Origin of the sequence: Sodalis sp. dw_96 (assembly GCF_018449575.1) — a bacterium.
Taxonomy (GTDB): Bacteria; Pseudomonadota; Gammaproteobacteria; order Enterobacterales; family Enterobacteriaceae; genus Acerihabitans.
Window position 1 is genome coordinate 186723 of sequence record NZ_JAAVUT010000001.1, and the last position, 17507, is coordinate 204229.

Consider the following 17507-nt stretch of genomic DNA (forward strand, 5'->3'; position numbering starts at 1 on the left):
TGACCGGCCACGCCTGTTCAGATTACCCAATCCGAGGTGTTGATCCCACGGGAATGACACCAGTAAAAACTCGAGTCGCAATCAGATTGTCGAGAAAATAATGCATACCGGGCTTGCAGTGTGAATGATGGGACCGTTCCTATGCAGCCGTCCGGTTTGGGCATCGACGCTGAAGGGGACGATGGTGTCGCTGTTTTCGTTGGCGGCGTAGAGGAAGGTGTTGGTCGGATCGAGGGTGCAAAAGCGCGGCCCTTTCCCCTCGCTCGGAACCCATTGTATTGGCGTCAGCCGGCCGCTCGCCGCGTCTACGCCGAACACACCGACGCTGTCATGACCGCGGTTCGAGACATAGATAAAGCGCCCCGACGGCAAGATGTTGATTTCCGCCGCGGTATTGGCGCCGGTAAACGTGTCCGGCGCCGAGGGAATCACCTGGAGAGGGGTCAGCGTACCGGGCGTCGCATCGTAGTGGTAGGCATCGACGGAGGCATCGAGTTCGTCGGTCACGAAGGCGTAAGGCGCTGTGGGATGGAAGACGATGTGGCGGGGGCCGGCGCCCGGGCGAACTTGGCGAAATGGGGGATCCGCCGGGATCAGTTTGCCGCTGGCGGCATCGAAGCGAAAGGTGAAGATCCGGTCCAGCCCCTTGTCGGGGACGAGGATAAATCGGCGTTCAGGGTCATAGGCTACCATATGTGGGTGCGAAAAAGTCTGGTCCACCTTATTCGGACCCGGTATTCCCGGCAGGTGTTCGAGATGCACCACGGTACCAAGCGACCCGTCGTCGTTGCGAGGAAGCACGGCCAGCGTTCCGGTCGCGTAATTGGCCACCAGAACGAATCGATTGCTGTCATCCACGGTCAGGTAGGCTGGGTTCTTTCCCTGTGTGGATTGGTGGTTCAGGAAGGTCAGTTCGCCGCTGTGGGGATTGACGCTGAAAGCGCTCACCTCGCTCATGTCGCCATGTACGGTGTACAAAAAACGCTGTGATTTATCAAGGATCAGGAAGGAAGGATTGACCAGATTCTTCACTAACTGGACCAGCGTCCATGTCGAGGTCGCCGAATCCACGTGGTAAACACTGATTCCTTCTCCGCGGGCATTTCGTTCTTTGGTCGTGCGGCAGCCGACATACGCGAAACATCTGGATTTGGCATTAGGCACGTTGGATTCCCCCATGGGTTTATTTAGATGCTCATCTCCGTGAACGATCTCGGGAAAGACCCCAGCCATCCCAATCGCCATGACGAAAGCGCTCTTCAAAAGATGGCGACGGCTGTTGTCGCATTGCTCAGTTTCTGAAAACGTCGAATTCTCTGGATTATCGGGTAGATTGGACATTTGTTCTCCTAGAAGCACCGACCATTCTCATTCCCTGACGGCATTGATGAAAATGTTCAAGATGTGTAGTGGTCACAAGTAATATTGAATTATATTGTAATTAAACACAATTTGTAAACGAGTTGGGGGAGTGCTTATTCAAAATATGTGAGCTAGCTCGCTAAGTACTATTTTGAAGAAGAATTAGAAGTAACTTATTGAAAAATAATAAATATATGATAATAAATCATAATCATACAGAAAATTTTTTTGCAAGACGATAAATATAATGTCACTTATCAGTGGGTTGTAATGATTGCTGTAAATGGCTTTATATTGTCTTTTGTTATTAATTAATGCATTTATCACACTATGAACTTCGTGACAGCATTGCTGAACTCATCTGTGGAATCGGACCTGATTAAAGGGAATACTTGCGTTCATTAGTGCCCCCTCGAAGATAAAGATATATTTCATAATATGAAATTATCTAACCCCTTCATTAGTAGATCCATGTCAGAAAGTGCGGTCCATCCTTGAAAAGTGCGGAAAGCAGAACAACAGGAAATATTTCAGGTATTGATGCTTCCAGGGCACCGGCGATGGCGGACCGGGGTACTCTGAGCGGCTCAATAACTTTGACTTACTTCAATACGGCTTCAGAGCTGTTTTCAGAAGCCAGCAAGGTGGCATAACGTTGCTTGCTCGCGAGCAGCTCTCGGATTAATACCTTTTGCCAATTGGGCCGAAGTTTGATCTCTTAACTGCCGTGCGTCACGAAGTGTCACGCTGGGAGAGCAACTCTAGGAAGATTCGCTTTTATTTTCCTCCCCAGTAATAGCGGAAGTGCCAGGTTTTTTCACCCTTGGGTGAAACAGCAAGTGAATGGCCGGCATCATCGGGGAGGGTATAGGCATTGCCGGTCGCTTTGGCCCGGCGGACTGCGGTATCGGAAAGTTCCATGATCGTAGCCCTTGATTACTGGTCAGAGCTGGATTCTGGTTTCCGGTCGCAAAGGATAACAGCAACAATGCGAACACCATCTACCCGCATTTCCGATGGACTTAAAAATGGACTTAAAAGTATCGGCTACAGGTGGATTTCAATGTACGTCGCTGGAGCCTAGCAGGATTGGTTTGATCCATATTTCAATGACCTGTGGACATCAGTAGACATCCACAGAATAGGATTTGGCTCCTCTGACTGGGATCGCCTTTGCCAGTAAATGGCTAATAATTAAGCTAAAGGGAAATGACTATCCTGTCAAGACCACCAAAATGACCACCTTTTTCTTCGGTTATATTTAGTGTTCTACAACCGGACCCACTTACACAGCCACCTCGACGGCATCAGTCCTGAGGTCGTCGAACAGACCTCGTGGTGAGGACACGAAATGCCTACCTATCGGTGGCAGTCCATATCACTTAGGGCTGAGTACGTTATTGTTAGGTAGGATCATAGTTGTCAATACGGTTCATGCTGGGCGCTTACGTTCGAGCGATATGCCGACGATATTGTCTGGCATTGCCGTACTGAATCTAAAGGTTGAAACCCTGCAAATAAGATTGACCGCTTGTCGGTTGCAACTTGTTCCGAGAAAGACGCGGCTAGTGTCTTGTAGGGATGGCTGGCGAGACGGCAATGCGGAGCTTACCCGATTTGATTTTCTGGGAATCAGCTTCCATGCCGGGAGCGTACAGAACCGGCAGGGGAATTTATCTATAAGAAAAGTGATATCTTTAGACCACAAATATTATTTCAAATTTATATCATAGTATTACATATAGGAGTTGATTTTTTTATCAAAGTGCAATTCGGGCCTGATCATGTGCCGACTTTGTACGTATAATTGAATATAAACAATCAATCAATGAACACCAAAATTTCACAAAAAGACTTTATCTACAACAGTCTTTGATAAATAGTAGTGTCGCGTGTCGAACTTAATGCGAATAAAATAATGGAGTTAAATTATGTCTAAATTAATTAAAGAAATTAATTTTAACAAAGCAGCTGTAACTATTGTTGCAGATAACAAAAATGCTAAGAAAGCACTAACTCAAGCTATGTTAGATAGCATTTCGGGTGGTTGGGTTAATGCCTTCGCTCGCTGGGACAAGAAATTTTAATTGATGTTTATGCAGTGTGGAAAACCATTCTGCATCTATTTTCCATCAGGGGGCGATCTCAATGATTAAAATAAAACATCTTGAAATAATCCTAAAGGTAAGTGAAAGATGTAACATTAATTGTACCTATTGCTACGTTTTTAATTTGGGAAACGACATATCAATAAACTCAAAGCCTATTATTTCTCACGACATCATTAAAGACTTAACGGGATTCCTTGAGCGAGCCTCTCATGAGTACGACATAGAAACAATTCAAATTGACTTTCACGGAGGCGAACCACTGATGATGGGAAAGGAGAAGTTTGATAGTGCTTGCCGCGATTTTCTATCAGGAAACTACAAAAAATCCAGGTTACAACTTGCTTGCCAAACAAATGCCATGCTTATTGACGAAGAGTGGATCGATATTTTCTCTAATAATAATATCAGCGTTGGTGTCTCTATCGATGGGCCTAAACACATCAATGATAAACACCGCCTGGACAGGAAGGGCCGCAGCACCTACGAAGGTACGGTGAAAGGCTTGGTGATGTTGCAGGATGCGTGGCAAGCCGGAAGACTGATAGATGAACCCGGTATTTTGTGTGTTGCTAATTCATTGGTAAATGGAGCAGAAATTTATCGCCATTTTGTCGATGTGTTGCATTGTAAAAAAATAGATTTCCTTATTCCAGATGAAACGCATGATACCTGTAAGGATCCAGAGGGTTTGTCGGATTTTTATTGCTCAGCAATCGATGAATTCTTTTCTGATGCAGACAGTAATGTATATATACGTTTTTTTTATACGCATATACAATCCATGCTAAATTCAGATTTAAGCCCCGTATTAGGATTGAGTAAATCAGAAAGTGATACCCTTGCCTTTACTGTCGGATCAGAGGGCGAACTTTATGTTGACGATACACTCAGAGCTACCAACGATCCTATATTTACATCAATTGGTAATGTTCGCAATCTGTCTTTGTCGGAAACTATTGCTTCATGGCAGATGCAGAAATATATGGCCGTCAATAATAATTTACCCCTCGTTTGTACTGACTGCATCTGGCAAAAAATATGTGGAGGGGGTCGACATATTCAACGTTATTCAAAAGCTGATGATTTTAACCGTGAAACTGTTTTTTGCCCATCTATCAGGAAAATAATGAGTCGGGCAGCATCGCATTTACTCGATTGCGGAGTATCCGAAAATACAATTATGAAAAACCTGGATAGTTAATTATGATGAGGATTTATCCCTTATTGATGGTGTTTTTTTCCAACATTTGTGTGGCTGACATTCATAATGATTTCATGCGGCTACGGTACGATAAACGTGGCCTGCCAATGGTTGACGTTCAGATAGTCGATAGGTATCACACTCTAACTCTGGATACTGGAAGCGGAGAGGGTATACATATAAATCAATATGATTTGGAACAACTAATCGCTAATCCAAGCTTGGAAGCCATTCATCAAGCTCCTCTAAGAATCAAAGACATAACGGGTTCAGAAAACCAGGTCAACGCTTGGAAAATAAAAAAATTGCGTATCTCCAATATTACTTTCAATAACGTGTTGGCCGTCAGTTTCAAACCATGGGGATTTTCCATGGGAGACAAGATTCCTGTTAATGAAGTAATGGGGCTCGGTATTTTCCAAGAACGTTCCTTTCTCATGGACTTTAAAAACGATCGATTAAAAATGTTGGAAAAATTACCTTCTGATCTTAAAAAATGGTCATCCTACCCGATAGATAGAGCGGAGTCGGGGTTACGTATTAGAGCATACGTGGGGGGCAAACCTTTATATTTGATTGTTGATACCGGTGCCAGCCATTCATTTCTGTTTTCCGATAATTTACCTAGTGAAACCCGTTTTTTTGGTTGTCATACTATTGAGCCCAAAGCAGCCAATGCAGACTGTAGAGTTGCAAAAATCACCCTTAAGGATAAAAAGGGAAGAGAACGTAATAATTTAGCAATTGTAACCAATAGTGTAACGTCTAAAGTACTTGATTTTGATGGCTTATTAGGCATGGGGTTCTTGCGTGGTCATCAGGTGATTGTTGATATGTCAGGGCGTATGCTGTACATCAGTCGTTAGTATTATGAATAATGATAATTCCATTTTCCGCCCTGAGGCTTTACACTACAAAAATAACGCGTGGCTAGGTGATTTTAGTGTTTCTTCGCCGTCAGTGCTAAGGACCGCCCTGTGGTTTGCCCTTGGTGTATTATTGATATGTATACTTCTATTATTTACTACCTATACACAAAGAGTACCTGTAAGTGGTCGAATAATTTATACCCCTTCTGCTGCGGAGGTTATTTTCAATCAAGATGGAGTTATAAGCCGTATCGAGGTACTCCGGGGCGAGATGGTAAAAAAAGGAGATATAATCGCTACGCTTTCGCGGGATATTGCCTACGTTGGAGGCGGGATTAATCAGTCATTACTGGATGCTGCGCAACGCCAAATAGATGAACTTCAAAAAAGAGAGGTTGACCGGCATAGGGAGATAAAAGGAGAGCGTCAACGCTTATATGAAAAAATCAGTATTAAAGAAGAGGAGATAACAGCTATTAAAACAGCAATTGACTTTGAGTCAGCGCGTAGTACCCGATTAAAAGAGCGTATGTCAAGTTATCTGAAGTTTCTCCAAAAGGGTATCACTACCGTACAAGACAAAAATGAGCGTGAAAACGAATACCATAATTCAATTGCTCAACTGCACAGGTATCGCATTAGCATAACTCGTGTGCAAGGAGAGCGTCTTCAATTACTTGATGAATTGGCCCATTCAGTAGCACGGGAGAAACAAGCCATTACCGATATGCATCAACAGCTAGTGACACTACAGCAACAAGTTATCAATGCCTCGGTTGGTATTGAGTCCTACATTGTGGCACCTATTGATGGCATCGTTGCCTCATTAAATATATTGGAAGGTCAGAGAATTAATACTGGCACAATTGCAGCGGTTCTAGTTCCGGAAAATGCTAAACCGTACGTTGAAATGTGGCTTCCCCCATCCGCGTTACCAGAAGTAAAAACTGGCCAGCAGGTAATGATGCGAGTTGAATCATTACCGTGGGAAAGGTTTGGTAAAGTATCCGGCAGCGTTGCAGATATCAGCGCTAGTCCAGAGGCGCTGACAGGAAACAACCGGCGTTTTCGCTTACTCATTGTGCCAGATACCAATACGCAAGTACTACCCGCTGGTGTAGAAGTTAATGCTGACATATTAACTGCGCATCGACGCATTTGGGCATGGATATTTTTTCCTATAAATCAAAGTATCAAACGCATTATGACTGAGAATTAACAAATGTTATTTTCCTGGCAGAAAACACCCCTTATTTTACAATCAGAAACGAATGAATGTGGGTTAGCATGTTTGGCTATGATGGCTGGCTATTTCGGCAAACGCCTTGACCTTGCATCTGCACGCTTTATACATGATGTAGCCAGTCACGGCATGACATTAAGTGAACTCATAAGGGCATTTGAACAAGTAGGAATGACGGCCCGCGCTTCGAGAATAGAACTTAACGAGCTGCGTTCGCTAAGCCGTCCAGTTATTCTTCATTGGTCATTTAATCATTTTGTAGTATTAGCTAAAATGACACATCGAGGTGTCATTATCCATGATCCCAGTATGGGTCGACGAAAAATTTCTTTGCGCGAATTGTCAGATAAATTCACCGGTATCATGATTGAAGCATGGCCCTCTGAGGCATTTGACAAAAAACCACTTGAAATGAATGTCAATGTGTCAGATCTTTTCTCCGGAATTAGGGGGTTACTGCGCATCGTTTCCGGAGTTCTGGCGCTCTCTGTTTTAGTGGAACTGCTTTCTATTGCAGTGCCAGCTGCAACAAAATTCACCATCGACACGCTAATTCGTTCATCTGATCTTGAAGGAATAATTTTTGTAGGGATAATAGTCATCTCTGCGCTACTGATGAAGTCCGCATTTTCGGTGGTTCGAGCTTTGGTACTAATGAATCTTCGTTGTACGCTTGGTGTAAAGTGGGCTGAGATGTTTTTCAATCGACTCATCCGATTGACCCTACCCTTTTTCGAAAAGCGTCATATAGGCGACATAACATCACGCTTCCAGTCTCTGACTGCTATACAAGAAGCATTTACCGCTGAAATGGTAGCCTCAATACTCGACGCAATAGTTATTGTCATTTCAATAATCATAATTTTGGTTTATTCCCCTCTCTTGGCTATTGGCCCACTCACAGCCGCAACCGCATATGTTGTGCTTAAGGCGAGCTTATTTTCTTTGTACCGGACTCGAAAGATTGAACATATCTCTTTCGAAGCGGTTCAGTCATCACATTTTCTTGAGACCGTTAGGGCTATTAAAACCATTAAAATGTTGAACTTAACCCCTATTCGTCGACGAGAGTGGTTAAATCACGTTATTAACAGTACAAAGGCTGGAAATCAACTGTTTAAACTTGATCTTTTGACTAACACTATAGCTGTGCTTTTAATCGGTTTTGCAGGTATCTGTGTGCTTATCGTAGGTGCTATAGGATATGATAATGGAATGACTACTGGTACCTTATTAGCTGTGATGCTTTACTCAGATATGGTGATAACTCGTACAATAAAATTAGTAAATGCAGTTTCTGACTTTTGTCTGGTATCTATGCACAGTCAACGCCTGACAGATATTGCCGTATCTCCTGTAGAACCAAATAATGAAGATAAGCCACAGTTGCAAGTAAATGGGTATATCACAGTCCGCAATCTGTCGTATCGTCATTCCCCATCCGAACCTTATCTATTTGAAGGGATAAATATCGACGTTCAACCTGGAGAAAGTATAGCCATTATTGGGCCATCGGGTTGCGGAAAGTCAACATTTCTCCATGTATTGGCTGGTTTATATGAACCCACCGATGGTAGTATTTTTATTAATGGGATGAATATGTTCAATCTCGGAAAACGAGCTATTAGGGAGCATATCGCTTTTGTCATGCAAGATGACAAGTTGCTAGCCGGAACTTTACAAAATAATATCACTAGTTTCTCAGATTCCCCAGATGTAAAGCGGATGGCAGAATGTGCAAGCCATGCGGCGATTGACGAAGAGATCTGCTCAATGCCAATGGGCTATGATTCAATGATTGGTGATATCAGCGGCACTCTATCAGGAGGGCAACTTCAGCGAGTTTCCATTGCTAGAGCCCTATATCGACAACCGGATATCTTGCTGCTTGATGAAGCAACTAGTGACCTCGACATTGAAAATGAAAAAAAAATAATTCGCTCGATTAGTCGCTTATCAATAACACGGATTTTTGTTGCTCACCGGCCAGAGATGATTAAGTCTGCAGACAGGGTATTTAACCTTCAATTAAATACATGGACGGAGATAACGTAAGCGACCCGGCATCTCGCCTTGTTGATAATTTTTGTTAACGCATTCTTATTTCACCCATTTCAATTGACGTGAAATCTATCATGGAAAAGAGGCATCCCCGCACCGAGCAACTGCGGCATATTGAAGCCTGGCAACGCAGCGCATTATCCAAACCACAGTATTGCCAGCAATATCACATTGCGGTCAAGAGCCTTTATATCTATGGACTACCTCCTTATTGTTGGTTGCATGAGCGCCACAGCGATATCCTGTGCATCATTACCGTCATTTTTCGGTCCACCTATAAATGGCTTTACATATTAGGGGCTGATGATTTTTACTTTGTGCCCTAGTTTTTCAAACTCGCGCTGCCAGTAAAATGCTCCAGTGGAAGCTTCAATACCGATCTGACAAATCGGTATATTTGCTACAGTCTGTAGCAATTGTTTCCGTTCAACACGTTTCTTGCCAAACTCAACGGTCATGACCCCTATATCTGGCTATGCGATGTGCTGACGCGGTTGCCTTCCTGGCCCAATAGCCGAATACGCGAACTGTTACCTTACGCCGAAAACAGCTTTAGCGGCTAGCCAATCCCTCGCTATCTCATCCCTCTTTCGTGGGGGGGGGCGGACCCGAAAGTCCGACCGGTACTACCTGCACATCTTTCATTCACAGAGAGAATGAGGGTGAAGAGTGACATTGCAGACCCAAATAGTTCCTTAATGGTTCCCAAAGTTGTCAAACCCGTTATGCGAGAACGCAGAAGGTATTGTCTGGTTACTGTTTAGCTGCAAGGTGAGATCACCAGCCGGTTACAAAACAAAAGTAAAACCTTCCATAAAGCAAAAAAAGCAGATCCTGATGAAAGGAGTCTGCTTTTTGCAAGCTAATCGTCATTCTTGCGTTTTGTACTGTCGTGCATAAATATACGGCGCGACATAATCTTCGCGATTTACATCCAGATAATCCGACCACCACTGCATCATGGCTTTGCGGGCATCAAGATGTTCGGCTTTGTGGATATAGGCTGCCCGAACGCCGTTGCGTTCCTGATGGCTCATCTGGCGTTCAACGGCATCCCGCGACCATAGCTCTGATTCCATTAATGCGCTACAGGCCATTGCCCTGAATCCGTGGCCGCAGACGTCAGTTTTAGTGTTATAGCCCATCAACCGTAATGCCTTGTTGACCGTGTTTTCACACATTGACTAATATGAATTATGGTCGCCGGGGAATACCAGTTCTAGATGGCCGGATATGTCCTGTATCTGCCTCAGAATAGCAACAGCCTGCCGGGACAGCGGCACGATATGTGGTGTCCGCATTTTCGCGCCACGTCCGGAATAACGGACACCGGCAATGGTGTCGCGGGTGGAAGGAAGCGTCCAGATTCCGTTTTTGAAATCAATCTCGCACCAGCGGGCGAAGCGCAGTTCGCTGGAACGGATAAAAAGGTGCAGGGTGAGCGTCACAGCGAGTCGGGTAAGTGTCCGTCCCGCCATGTAGCCGTCAATGCGCGCCAGCAGTTCCGGCAGGTGTTCCAGGGGTAGGGTAGGATAGTGGTGTTTAACGGGCGGAGCCGTCACGCCTTCCAGATTCAGCGCCGGGTTGTTTTCCACCAGTCCTTGCTGCACAGCATAACGCATGATGCTGCATAGGTGCTGTCGGGTGCGGGAGGCGACTTCCAGCAGTCCCTTTTCCTCAATCCCTTTCAGCAGAGCGGTGAAATGTCGTGTTTTCAGTTCCGTTACCGGCAGATGCCCAATCACCGGGAAAATATGATTGTTCATGCTGGCAAGCAGTCGGCTGGCGTGGTTCTCCGACCAAGCTTTATTGCTTCTATGCCAACCCAGCGCCACGGTCTTGAAACATTTTTCAGGTGAACAGGAGGCTTTTTCAGCAACACGCTGCTGTGCCGGGTTGATATTCTGGTTCAGCAATTTTCGGATGCCATCACGCTTTAGCCGGGCGTCGGCAAGAGATACCAGCGGATAAGCGCCTAAACCGAGACGGGATTCTTTACCATTAATACGATACTTGAGATACCAGAGACGGGAACCACCGGGATTGATCAACAAATACAACCCGTGTGCATCGGACAGTTTGAAAGGTTTTGCTAGGGGTTTACTGCTGCGGATTTTCGTGTCGTTAAGAGACATATGGGGGTCACTCCATAATCGAACCAACCTGACCCCAAATCTGACCACCAATTTTTCCCGATGCAGAGGGAAAACTGAAAACGCATCGGGAAGATTTCTCACGCTAACTTATTGAATCTGAATCATAGAGGGATTCGTAAAGAGGCATGAAAACAAGAAATTGGCTCCTCTGACTGGACTCGAACCAGTGACATACGGATTAACAGTCCGCCGTTCTACCGACTGAACTACAGAGGAATTGCAAAGTGGCTGGCATAATAGCGGGGGACCGGCTTCATGTCAAAGGGCGGTGGGGCGAAAAATGACTGTTTGTTCATAGATTGCGCATTACGCCGTCGGCAGGTCAAATTCAACCCGCCGACAGTTTAAGAGGTATAACAGGCCCGGCTGGCAAAATGCCGGTGCTAAAAGCCCTGCTTACAAGAACCCGTAGGCCCACGCCAGCACCCAGCCCAGCACGCTGGAAACCCCGACGCCGATCAGGCCGACCAATATAAAGCTGTGGTTAATCACAAAACGCCCGATGTGGGTGGTACCGGAGCGGTCGAACTGGATGGCGGCCAGATCGCTGGGGTAGGTGGGCAGGATGTAATAACCGTAGCAGGCCGGCGCAGAAGCCACGATATAAGCCGGGTCGACGCCGATGGCCAGCGCCACCGGTACGATGGCCGCCAGTGCCGCCGCCTGGGAATTGACGAACTTCGACACCACCAGCAGCGCCAGCGCATAGGCCCAGGGATGGACCTTAATGATGGCGCCGAGGCTGGCTTCTATTTCCTTAAGATGCGCGCCGAAGATGGTTTCCGCCATCCAGGCGATACCGTATACCGCCACAATGGCAATCATGCCGGAACGGAATACCTCGTTCTTGGAAATTTCCGCCGGATTGGTTTTGGTGATAATCACGATCAGCGCGCCGGAGAACAACATGCACATCTGAATAACCAGTACCATGGACAGCGGCTCGCCATGGAACACCGGTCGTAATACCGTCACCGCGCCCAGTATCGCCACTACGGCGATGGTTGCCAGGAAAATCCACATCGCTATCCAATTACGACGGGGCAGCTTGCGATCCAGCAGCGTGGCGGTATCGCCATAGACATACTTGTGATTTTCGGGTACCGAGATGAATTTTTGAAAGTCTTCATCGTCGTCCAAATCCTTGCCGCGAAACCAGCTGAAAATACCGATGGCGAGGATACCGCACAGGGTGGAAGGAATGGTGATGGCCAGCAGGTCGAGAAAATCCAGGTGCTTGCCGTTAAAGGTCACATTGCCCAGCATGGCCACCAGCGATACCACCGCCACGGATACCGGACTGGCGATAATGCCCATTTGCGCGCCGATGGAGCTGGCGGCCATAGGACGTTCCGGCCGGATGTTATTTTTTATGGCCACATCATAGATAATCGGCAAAATGGTATAGACCACATGGCCGGTACCGCAAAGGATGGTCAATATGCAGGTCACGAACGGCGCCACGATAGAGACATATTTCGGGTTGCGCCTGAGCATCCGTTCGGCAATTTGCAGCATCACATCCAATCCGCCCGACGCTTGCAAAGTGGCGGAAGCCGCCACCACGGCAATAATAACCAGCATCACGTCAACCGGGGGTTTCCCGGGTTCTAGATGAAACACAAACACCAGAATGACCAGACCTATGCCACCCAGCAACCCCAGCGCAATCCCGCCCTTTCTCGCCCCATATAAAAGGCAGACCAAAATTACCGCCAGTTGAATGAAAAAATCCATAGGTTCCTCAGTAATAAATTGTCATCGTTTAAAGCGCTAATATCGTCCCGGCAAAAAGGCCAAATATTGCGTGAAATCTAAGAAACCTCTCATTTCAGCAGAATTTCATCATAGCGGGAGTTGCGTCACATTCGTGAGGGAAATTTTGGAGGCGCAATCAGAAAAATGGCGGGAATGCAAATGAAAATTATGGATTTTAAGAATGGGTAACCCTGTAAACCACGCGTTATATCCATGGTTCATTACCCGGCGCCGATATTCGCCGATGTGTTGGGGACCCGTTCGCCATAAACCCGACGTTTTTCTATAAGATAAATCAGTAACGGATCTTTTTTCTCCCCCCTTGTTTCGCTTTCCCGATAGGACTCTTGAGCAATTCGCAAGGCGTTGCTTAAGTTTGTCAATGTATGGCAAAGATCTTCATCCAGCCCTTGGGCGCTAAATCCCCTCAGGACTGAATAATAATGAAAATTGTTTACATCCGCCGGGGCACGGATGGTTTTGTAGGTCAGGTTGTAGGCGAAATTATATTTGAAAACCGCCAGGAATCGCTGGATATTTTTCAGGGTAATGTTCTGGTAGATTAAATCGCATTGATTCAGGGTGCAGCGAGCCGATTGATAATAGCCTATAGTACCGTCATATATTTCACAGCACAGGTCGTAATCTTCCCAGTCCATTGGGTTTTCAATGATGCTTTTAAGCAGAAATTTTATTTTTAATTCCTGTAGGGTTTTATGATATCCTTCAATAAAGTGAATATAACCTTGCTGTTTTATCAATGGATCAATTTTTTTGAGCATCCGTTCCGTGGTGTTATGCAGGCCAAGGGCACGATAGTTTTGTTCCGGATCGAGATCAGACGGTTTATTAACGAACGATGAAGATGACGATAGCTGAGATTTTATTTTGTCGATATTTTCCAGTTCCCGGGACAATGCCGTTATTTCTTTATGTAAATTCAAATCCAGGGGTACTTTAATAATTTCGTTATTAAATTTTTCTATAGAAAAATCTATTGAATAATTTTTCCGCATATCCATGGCATAGGCCTTATAAAGAGTCAATTTTCTATCTTAACAAAGAAAAAATCATCGCACTATCAGTCATTTAATCCTATTAACTTAGTGAATAAATATTATTGCCCGGATTTATAAGCAAAGTTTAGAGATAAACTTTATCGGGAGTTAAAAAGTGACCTAATCCAAGACCCTGCAACGGGTTGTCGATTTTTTTTGCCGGCGCCGTCCGGCTTTGAACCCGTCTTCAGCTTGATGCCGTAGGCAAAGAACGGCGGGTTAAAGAGTATTTGAACAGATGAGCGGGCGTTAGGTATTGACAAGTTTAATGTTAGGTAGTTTATTAATGGTATATCAACTATTTTGTTGGAACCTTTCCGCATATGTCCTTATCGTCGTATTCGTTGTCTCCTCAGTCGCCGCAGCGCCGTTTTGCCAGTCTAGTCTCTAAAACCGCACGCCAATGGCGCCGGGTAATCGATCGTAAGCTCCAGCCTTACGGGCTGACCGAGGCGACCTGGGCGCCGCTGTTATATCTTGCCCGTATGGAAAAACCGGTGCTGCAAAAAGATTTGGCGGAAGCGATTTACCTGGATGCCTCGTCGGTGGTCCGGTTGCTGGATAATTTGCAACGCCAGGGGTTTATTGAACGCCGTGAGGGCGTCGATCGCCGTGCCAAGGAGATTCATTTGACATCGCTTGGGCTTGAACGGGTCATACAGGTGGAGGGGACCGCTCTTGCCGTGCGCAATCAGGTTTTGTCGACAGTAAAGGATGAGGAACTGGAAGTGATGAACGGTATGTTGGAGCAGGTTCTGGCCAGTCTGGCGCTGGTTGATAAGGAGCCGTCATGAGCGCTGAAATCAGGTCAACTCGCGGTCTGTCCCTGGATAACTTCAATCGGTTCAGCCGTCGCAAGAAAATCATGCTGTTGGCGGGGCTTGTCGTGTTTATCGTTTTGCTGGTGTGGTTTATCGACTGGTTAAGCTGGCGCTTCGGCCATGTCACCGAAAATGACGCCCAGGTCAGGGGCGAGGTGGTTACCATGGCCAGCCGGGTGGATGGCTGGCTGATGGTCCGTCCGGTCATTGATGGCGATCGGATCAAAAAAGGCCAGATTTTGGCGCAAATCGACGATCGCGATGCCCGCCTGCGATTGGCGGAGGTGGAGGGTAATCTGGCCTCCGCCAACGCGCAAATCCTTTATACCCAGGCCCAGCGGCAAACCACCGATTTGACTACCCAGGCGGAATTGGATCAGGCCAAGGCCCAGTTGACGGTGGCGGAGTCGACGCTGTCCGATGCGGGTCATCAGTTGGCCCTGGCACAGGCCAATTTCACCCGTAACGACAGCCTGGTGAAAGGCGGCTCGGTGGCGAAGGAGACCTGGGATGAAAGCCATACGACGCTGCTGCAGAGGCAGGATCAGCAGCGACAGGATCAGGCGCAGCTGCTTGCTCAACGGGCGGCGGTGTCTAATGCCCTGGCGCAGCGCGGGCAGGTTCAGGTGCTGGACCGGCAAATCGATATGCAGCGCAAGCAGCTGCTGTCCTTGCAGGCCCAGGCGGATCAGTTAAAACAGGAAATCAGCGATCGTACGCTGCGCGCGCCGGTGGACGGGGTAGTGGACCGTACCCTGGCGGACGTGGGGGATTATGTGCAGACCGGGCAATGGGTGATGATGGTGCATGACCCGAAAAATGTCTGGGTGGAAGCCAACGTCAAGGAAACGGATCTGGAACATATCGCGGTGGGGCAAGGGGTGGATGTGACGGTGGATGCTTATCCCGGCCTGGTAAGCCACGGCCATGTGATTCGCGTCGGCAATACCGCCACCAATCAGTTCGCCCTGCTGCCCAGCCCGAATCCGTCCGGCAACTTTACCAAAATCACCCAGCGGGTGCCGGTGCGTATCGCCCTGGATAACGTTGACGGCAGGATAAAACCCGGCTTGATGGTTGAGGTGGCTATAGATGTCACCCATTGAAGCGCAGATAGAACGATTCGGTCCCTCTTACCGCTGGCTGGCGACGGGCACGGTGATGCTGGGGACCATTGCCACCACCGCCACCGCCACCATCGTTAATATCGCCATGCGCGACATCGCCGGCGCCTTTGGCCTTGGACAGGATCAGGTGCAATGGTTGTCCACAGCGTTTCTGGCCTCCATGACCGCCACCATGCTGATTACCGCCTGGGCGCTGGACCGGTTCGGCTATCGCCGCGCTTTTGTCGGCGCATTGGCGCTGTTTATTGCCGGCAGTCTGCTGGGATTCGTCAGCAACAGCGGCGCGGAGGTGATTTTGGCCCGCATACTGCAGGGCAGCGCCTCGGGGATTATCCAGCCGATGGCCATGGTGGTGCTGTCGCAGGTCTTTCCTCCCGCCCAGCGGGGCAAGGCCATGGGCATCTATGGCGTCGGCGTGGTGCTGGCGCCGGCGCTGGGGCCGACGGTGGGCGGCATCATGGTGGATCAGTACGACTGGCGCTTTGTGTTCCTGGTGGTGGTGCCGTTCTGTGTCGCCGGCATGGCGGCCTCGATGTTTATCCTGCCGGATATAGACCGTAACGCCTCCGCCCCACGGCGCCGGTTTGACGGGATTGGTTTTCTGCTGCTGGTGTGCGCCTTGACCACCTTGTTGACCGGCTTGTCCAATGGACAGCGGGAGGGGTGGAACTCATTCTTTATTATCGGCATGTTTGTTACCGCGGTGTTCAGCGCCGCCGGCTTTATCATTTGGGAACTGGTGGCGCCCCAGCCGCTGCTCAGCCTCAGGGTGTTCACCAATATGCGGTTTTCCGCCGGCTGCGTGGTGGCGTTTGCGCTGGGGGCCGGTATCTACGGTTCAACCTATATCGTGCCGCTGTTCGTGCAAAGCATTCAGGGCTATACCCCCACCCGTTCCGGACTATTATTGATGCCGTCCGGTCTGATGCTGGGGGTGTTGTTTCCCATTGCCGGCTTGTTGAGCGACCGGCTGCCGCCCCATATTCCCGTCATAGCCGGTTTGGCTATTTTCGCCGTGTCGTGCTGGTTATCCGGCGGCGCGGATGTGGATACTCCGTTCTGGACCATGGCCGGCTGGGTAGTGCTGGGGCGCGTCGGGCTGGGGGTTATCATGCCGGCCCTGAATGCCGGCGGGCTGAGGGCCCTTCCGGCGGATAAGCTGGCGCAAGGTTCCGGCAGCCTGAACTTTGTCCGGCAATTGGGCGGGGCGTTCGGGGTGAATCTTTTGTCGGTGATTATCGATAGACGTTCCAGCTTTCACGGCGATGCCCTGGCGCAGGCCATGACCGCCTCCAATGCCGCCGCCGCCGAGTCCATCAACCGGCTGGCGGTCATTGTGGGGCATTGGGGCAACCCGTTCGGCAGCCGCCTGCCGGAGGGGGTGGACCCCAGTTCAATGGCCTATCTTGAGAGCATGCTGGTGCCGAAAGCGCAGCTGTTCGCCTATCAAGACGGGTTTTACGTGGTGGCTGTCTTTTTCTTTCTGGCCATCATTCCGGCCTGGTTTATGCGCGGTAAGCCCCGCAGCGCCACCGCCGCCAAACCGGTCGCCGTCGCCGAAGCCCCCAAGTCCTGATCGGACCCGCTATGTTTTAACCGCATTACCAAACCCTTGGCGGTTCAGTGTCCGGACGCAACGGCGCCAGGCCTGCCGGGCTGTTGCCGCAGGGGTTTTCAGCTTTAAGCCGTTGAACGGCTGAATCAGTCGGGGTGTTGAATTTTATAGACGGTCGGTCTATA

13 protein-coding genes, 1 tRNA gene and 3 pseudogenes are annotated in these 17507 nt (G+C 48.2%); 9 read left to right on the top strand and 8 right to left on the bottom strand.

What is annotated here, in order from left to right:
• Window positions 1-81 precede the first annotated feature (81 nt).
• From HB631_RS00815 to HB631_RS00825, 3 genes are all read right to left on the bottom strand, one after another.
• Complete coding sequence (locus tag HB631_RS00815; RefSeq protein ID WP_213989263.1) at window positions 82-1341, bottom strand: lactonase family protein; 1260 nt, start codon at window positions 1339-1341, stop codon at window positions 82-84.
• Window positions 1342-1991: 650 nt separating this feature from the next.
• Window positions 1992-2108 carry a hypothetical protein gene (locus HB631_RS27255; protein ID WP_345945673.1) on the bottom strand — a complete coding sequence of 39 codons (117 nt, stop codon included), beginning with the start codon at window positions 2106-2108 and terminating at the stop codon, window positions 1992-1994.
• Between the two features lie 31 nt (window positions 2109-2139).
• Window positions 2140-2283, bottom strand: a complete 144-nt coding sequence (locus tag HB631_RS00825) for an Arm DNA-binding domain-containing protein (protein ID WP_213989264.1) — start codon at window positions 2281-2283, stop codon at window positions 2140-2142.
• Window positions 2284-3293: 1010 nt separating this feature from the next.
• Between HB631_RS00825 and xyeA the strand changes: the two genes are divergently transcribed.
• The 5 genes from xyeA to HB631_RS00850 all read left to right on the top strand — a co-directional run bounded on the left by xyeA (window position 3294) and on the right by HB631_RS00850 (window position 8841).
• Window positions 3294-3449 carry a XyeA family cyclophane-containing RiPP triceptide gene (gene xyeA, locus HB631_RS00830; RefSeq protein WP_213989265.1) on the top strand — a complete coding sequence of 52 codons (156 nt, stop codon included), beginning with the start codon at window positions 3294-3296 and terminating at the stop codon, window positions 3447-3449.
• 61 nt (window positions 3450-3510) lie between these two features.
• Complete coding sequence (xyeB, locus tag HB631_RS00835; RefSeq protein WP_213989266.1) at window positions 3511-4674, top strand: cyclophane-forming radical SAM/SPASM peptide maturase XyeB; 1164 nt, start codon at window positions 3511-3513, stop codon at window positions 4672-4674.
• Between the two features lie 2 nt (window positions 4675-4676).
• The gene (locus HB631_RS00840) at window positions 4677-5540 is read left to right on the top strand and encodes a hypothetical protein (protein ID WP_213989267.1); all 864 of its coding nucleotides are present in this window, start codon (window positions 4677-4679) and stop codon (window positions 5538-5540) included.
• A 4-nt stretch (window positions 5541-5544) separates the two neighbouring features.
• Complete coding sequence (locus tag HB631_RS00845) at window positions 5545-6762, top strand: HlyD family efflux transporter periplasmic adaptor subunit (RefSeq protein ID WP_213989268.1); 1218 nt, start codon at window positions 5545-5547, stop codon at window positions 6760-6762.
• A 3-nt stretch (window positions 6763-6765) separates the two neighbouring features.
• Window positions 6766-8841, top strand: a complete 2076-nt coding sequence (locus tag HB631_RS00850; protein ID WP_213989269.1) for a peptidase domain-containing ABC transporter — start codon at window positions 6766-6768, stop codon at window positions 8839-8841.
• Window positions 8842-9053: 212 nt separating this feature from the next.
• On the opposite strand, the pseudogene HB631_RS00855 reads toward HB631_RS00850, so the two are convergent.
• A pseudogene (locus HB631_RS00855) lies at window positions 9054-9272 on the bottom strand (IS110 family transposase); the annotation flags it as partial.
• 15 nt (window positions 9273-9287) lie between these two features.
• Here HB631_RS00855 and HB631_RS00860 point away from each other — a divergent pair.
• A pseudogene (locus HB631_RS00860) lies at window positions 9288-9410 on the top strand (transposase domain-containing protein); the annotation flags it as partial.
• 306 nt (window positions 9411-9716) lie between these two features.
• Here HB631_RS00860 and HB631_RS00865 read toward each other — a convergent pair.
• The 4 genes and pseudogenes from HB631_RS00865 to HB631_RS00880 all read right to left on the bottom strand — a co-directional run bounded on the left by HB631_RS00865 (window position 9717) and on the right by HB631_RS00880 (window position 13783).
• Window positions 9717-10982: pseudogene (locus HB631_RS00865) on the bottom strand (integrase arm-type DNA-binding domain-containing protein).
• Window positions 10983-11143: 161 nt separating this feature from the next.
• Window positions 11144-11219, bottom strand: a tRNA-Asn gene (locus HB631_RS00870).
• A 180-nt stretch (window positions 11220-11399) separates the two neighbouring features.
• Complete coding sequence (locus tag HB631_RS00875) at window positions 11400-12740, bottom strand: anaerobic C4-dicarboxylate transporter (protein ID WP_213989271.1); 1341 nt, start codon at window positions 12738-12740, stop codon at window positions 11400-11402.
• A 242-nt stretch (window positions 12741-12982) separates the two neighbouring features.
• A complete protein-coding gene (locus HB631_RS00880; RefSeq protein ID WP_213989272.1) occupies window positions 12983-13783 on the bottom strand; it encodes a hypothetical protein in 801 nt (266 codons plus the stop codon).
• 359 nt (window positions 13784-14142) lie between these two features.
• Here HB631_RS00880 and HB631_RS00885 point away from each other — a divergent pair, with 359 nt between their 5' ends.
• From HB631_RS00885 to HB631_RS00895, 3 genes are read left to right on the top strand one after another with little or no spacing between them, the layout of a single operon-like run.
• A complete protein-coding gene (locus HB631_RS00885; protein WP_213989273.1) occupies window positions 14143-14613 on the top strand; it encodes a MarR family transcriptional regulator in 471 nt (156 codons plus the stop codon).
• Complete coding sequence (locus HB631_RS00890) at window positions 14610-15746, top strand: HlyD family secretion protein (RefSeq protein ID WP_213989274.1); 1137 nt, start codon at window positions 14610-14612, stop codon at window positions 15744-15746. The genes HB631_RS00885 and HB631_RS00890 overlap by 4 nt, the downstream gene beginning before the upstream one ends.
• Window positions 15733-17343: a DHA2 family efflux MFS transporter permease subunit gene (locus HB631_RS00895; RefSeq protein WP_213989275.1), complete on the top strand. Its 1611-nt coding sequence runs from the start codon at window positions 15733-15735 to the stop codon at window positions 17341-17343. Before HB631_RS00890 ends, HB631_RS00895 begins: the two co-directional genes overlap by 14 nt.
• Window positions 17344-17507 lie beyond the last annotated feature (164 nt).

Bases quoted from the DNA above. Each gene is read 5' to 3' on its own strand.
- HB631_RS00815 (WP_213989263.1), bottom strand. From the start codon at position 1,341: ATGTCCAATCTACCCGATAATCCAGAGAATTCGACGTTTTCAGAAACT.
- HB631_RS00850 (WP_213989269.1), top strand. From the start codon at position 6,766: ATGTTATTTTCCTGGCAGAAAACACCCCTTATTTTACAATCAGAAACG.
- xyeA (WP_213989265.1), top strand. From the start codon at position 3,294: ATGTCTAAATTAATTAAAGAAATTAATTTTAACAAAGCAGCTGTAACT.
- xyeB (WP_213989266.1), top strand. From the start codon at position 3,511: ATGATTAAAATAAAACATCTTGAAATAATCCTAAAGGTAAGTGAAAGA.
- HB631_RS00875 (WP_213989271.1), bottom strand. From the start codon at position 12,740: ATGGATTTTTTCATTCAACTGGCGGTAATTTTGGTCTGCCTTTTATAT.
- HB631_RS00825 (WP_213989264.1), bottom strand. From the start codon at position 2,283: ATGGAACTTTCCGATACCGCAGTCCGCCGGGCCAAAGCGACCGGCAAT.
- HB631_RS00840 (WP_213989267.1), top strand. From the start codon at position 4,677: ATGATGAGGATTTATCCCTTATTGATGGTGTTTTTTTCCAACATTTGT.
- HB631_RS00885 (WP_213989273.1), top strand. From the start codon at position 14,143: ATGTCCTTATCGTCGTATTCGTTGTCTCCTCAGTCGCCGCAGCGCCGT.
- HB631_RS00895 (WP_213989275.1), top strand. From the start codon at position 15,733: ATGTCACCCATTGAAGCGCAGATAGAACGATTCGGTCCCTCTTACCGC.
- HB631_RS00880 (WP_213989272.1), bottom strand. From the start codon at position 13,783: ATGGATATGCGGAAAAATTATTCAATAGATTTTTCTATAGAAAAATTT.
- HB631_RS00845 (WP_213989268.1), top strand. From the start codon at position 5,545: ATGAATAATGATAATTCCATTTTCCGCCCTGAGGCTTTACACTACAAA.
- HB631_RS00890 (WP_213989274.1), top strand. From the start codon at position 14,610: ATGAGCGCTGAAATCAGGTCAACTCGCGGTCTGTCCCTGGATAACTTC.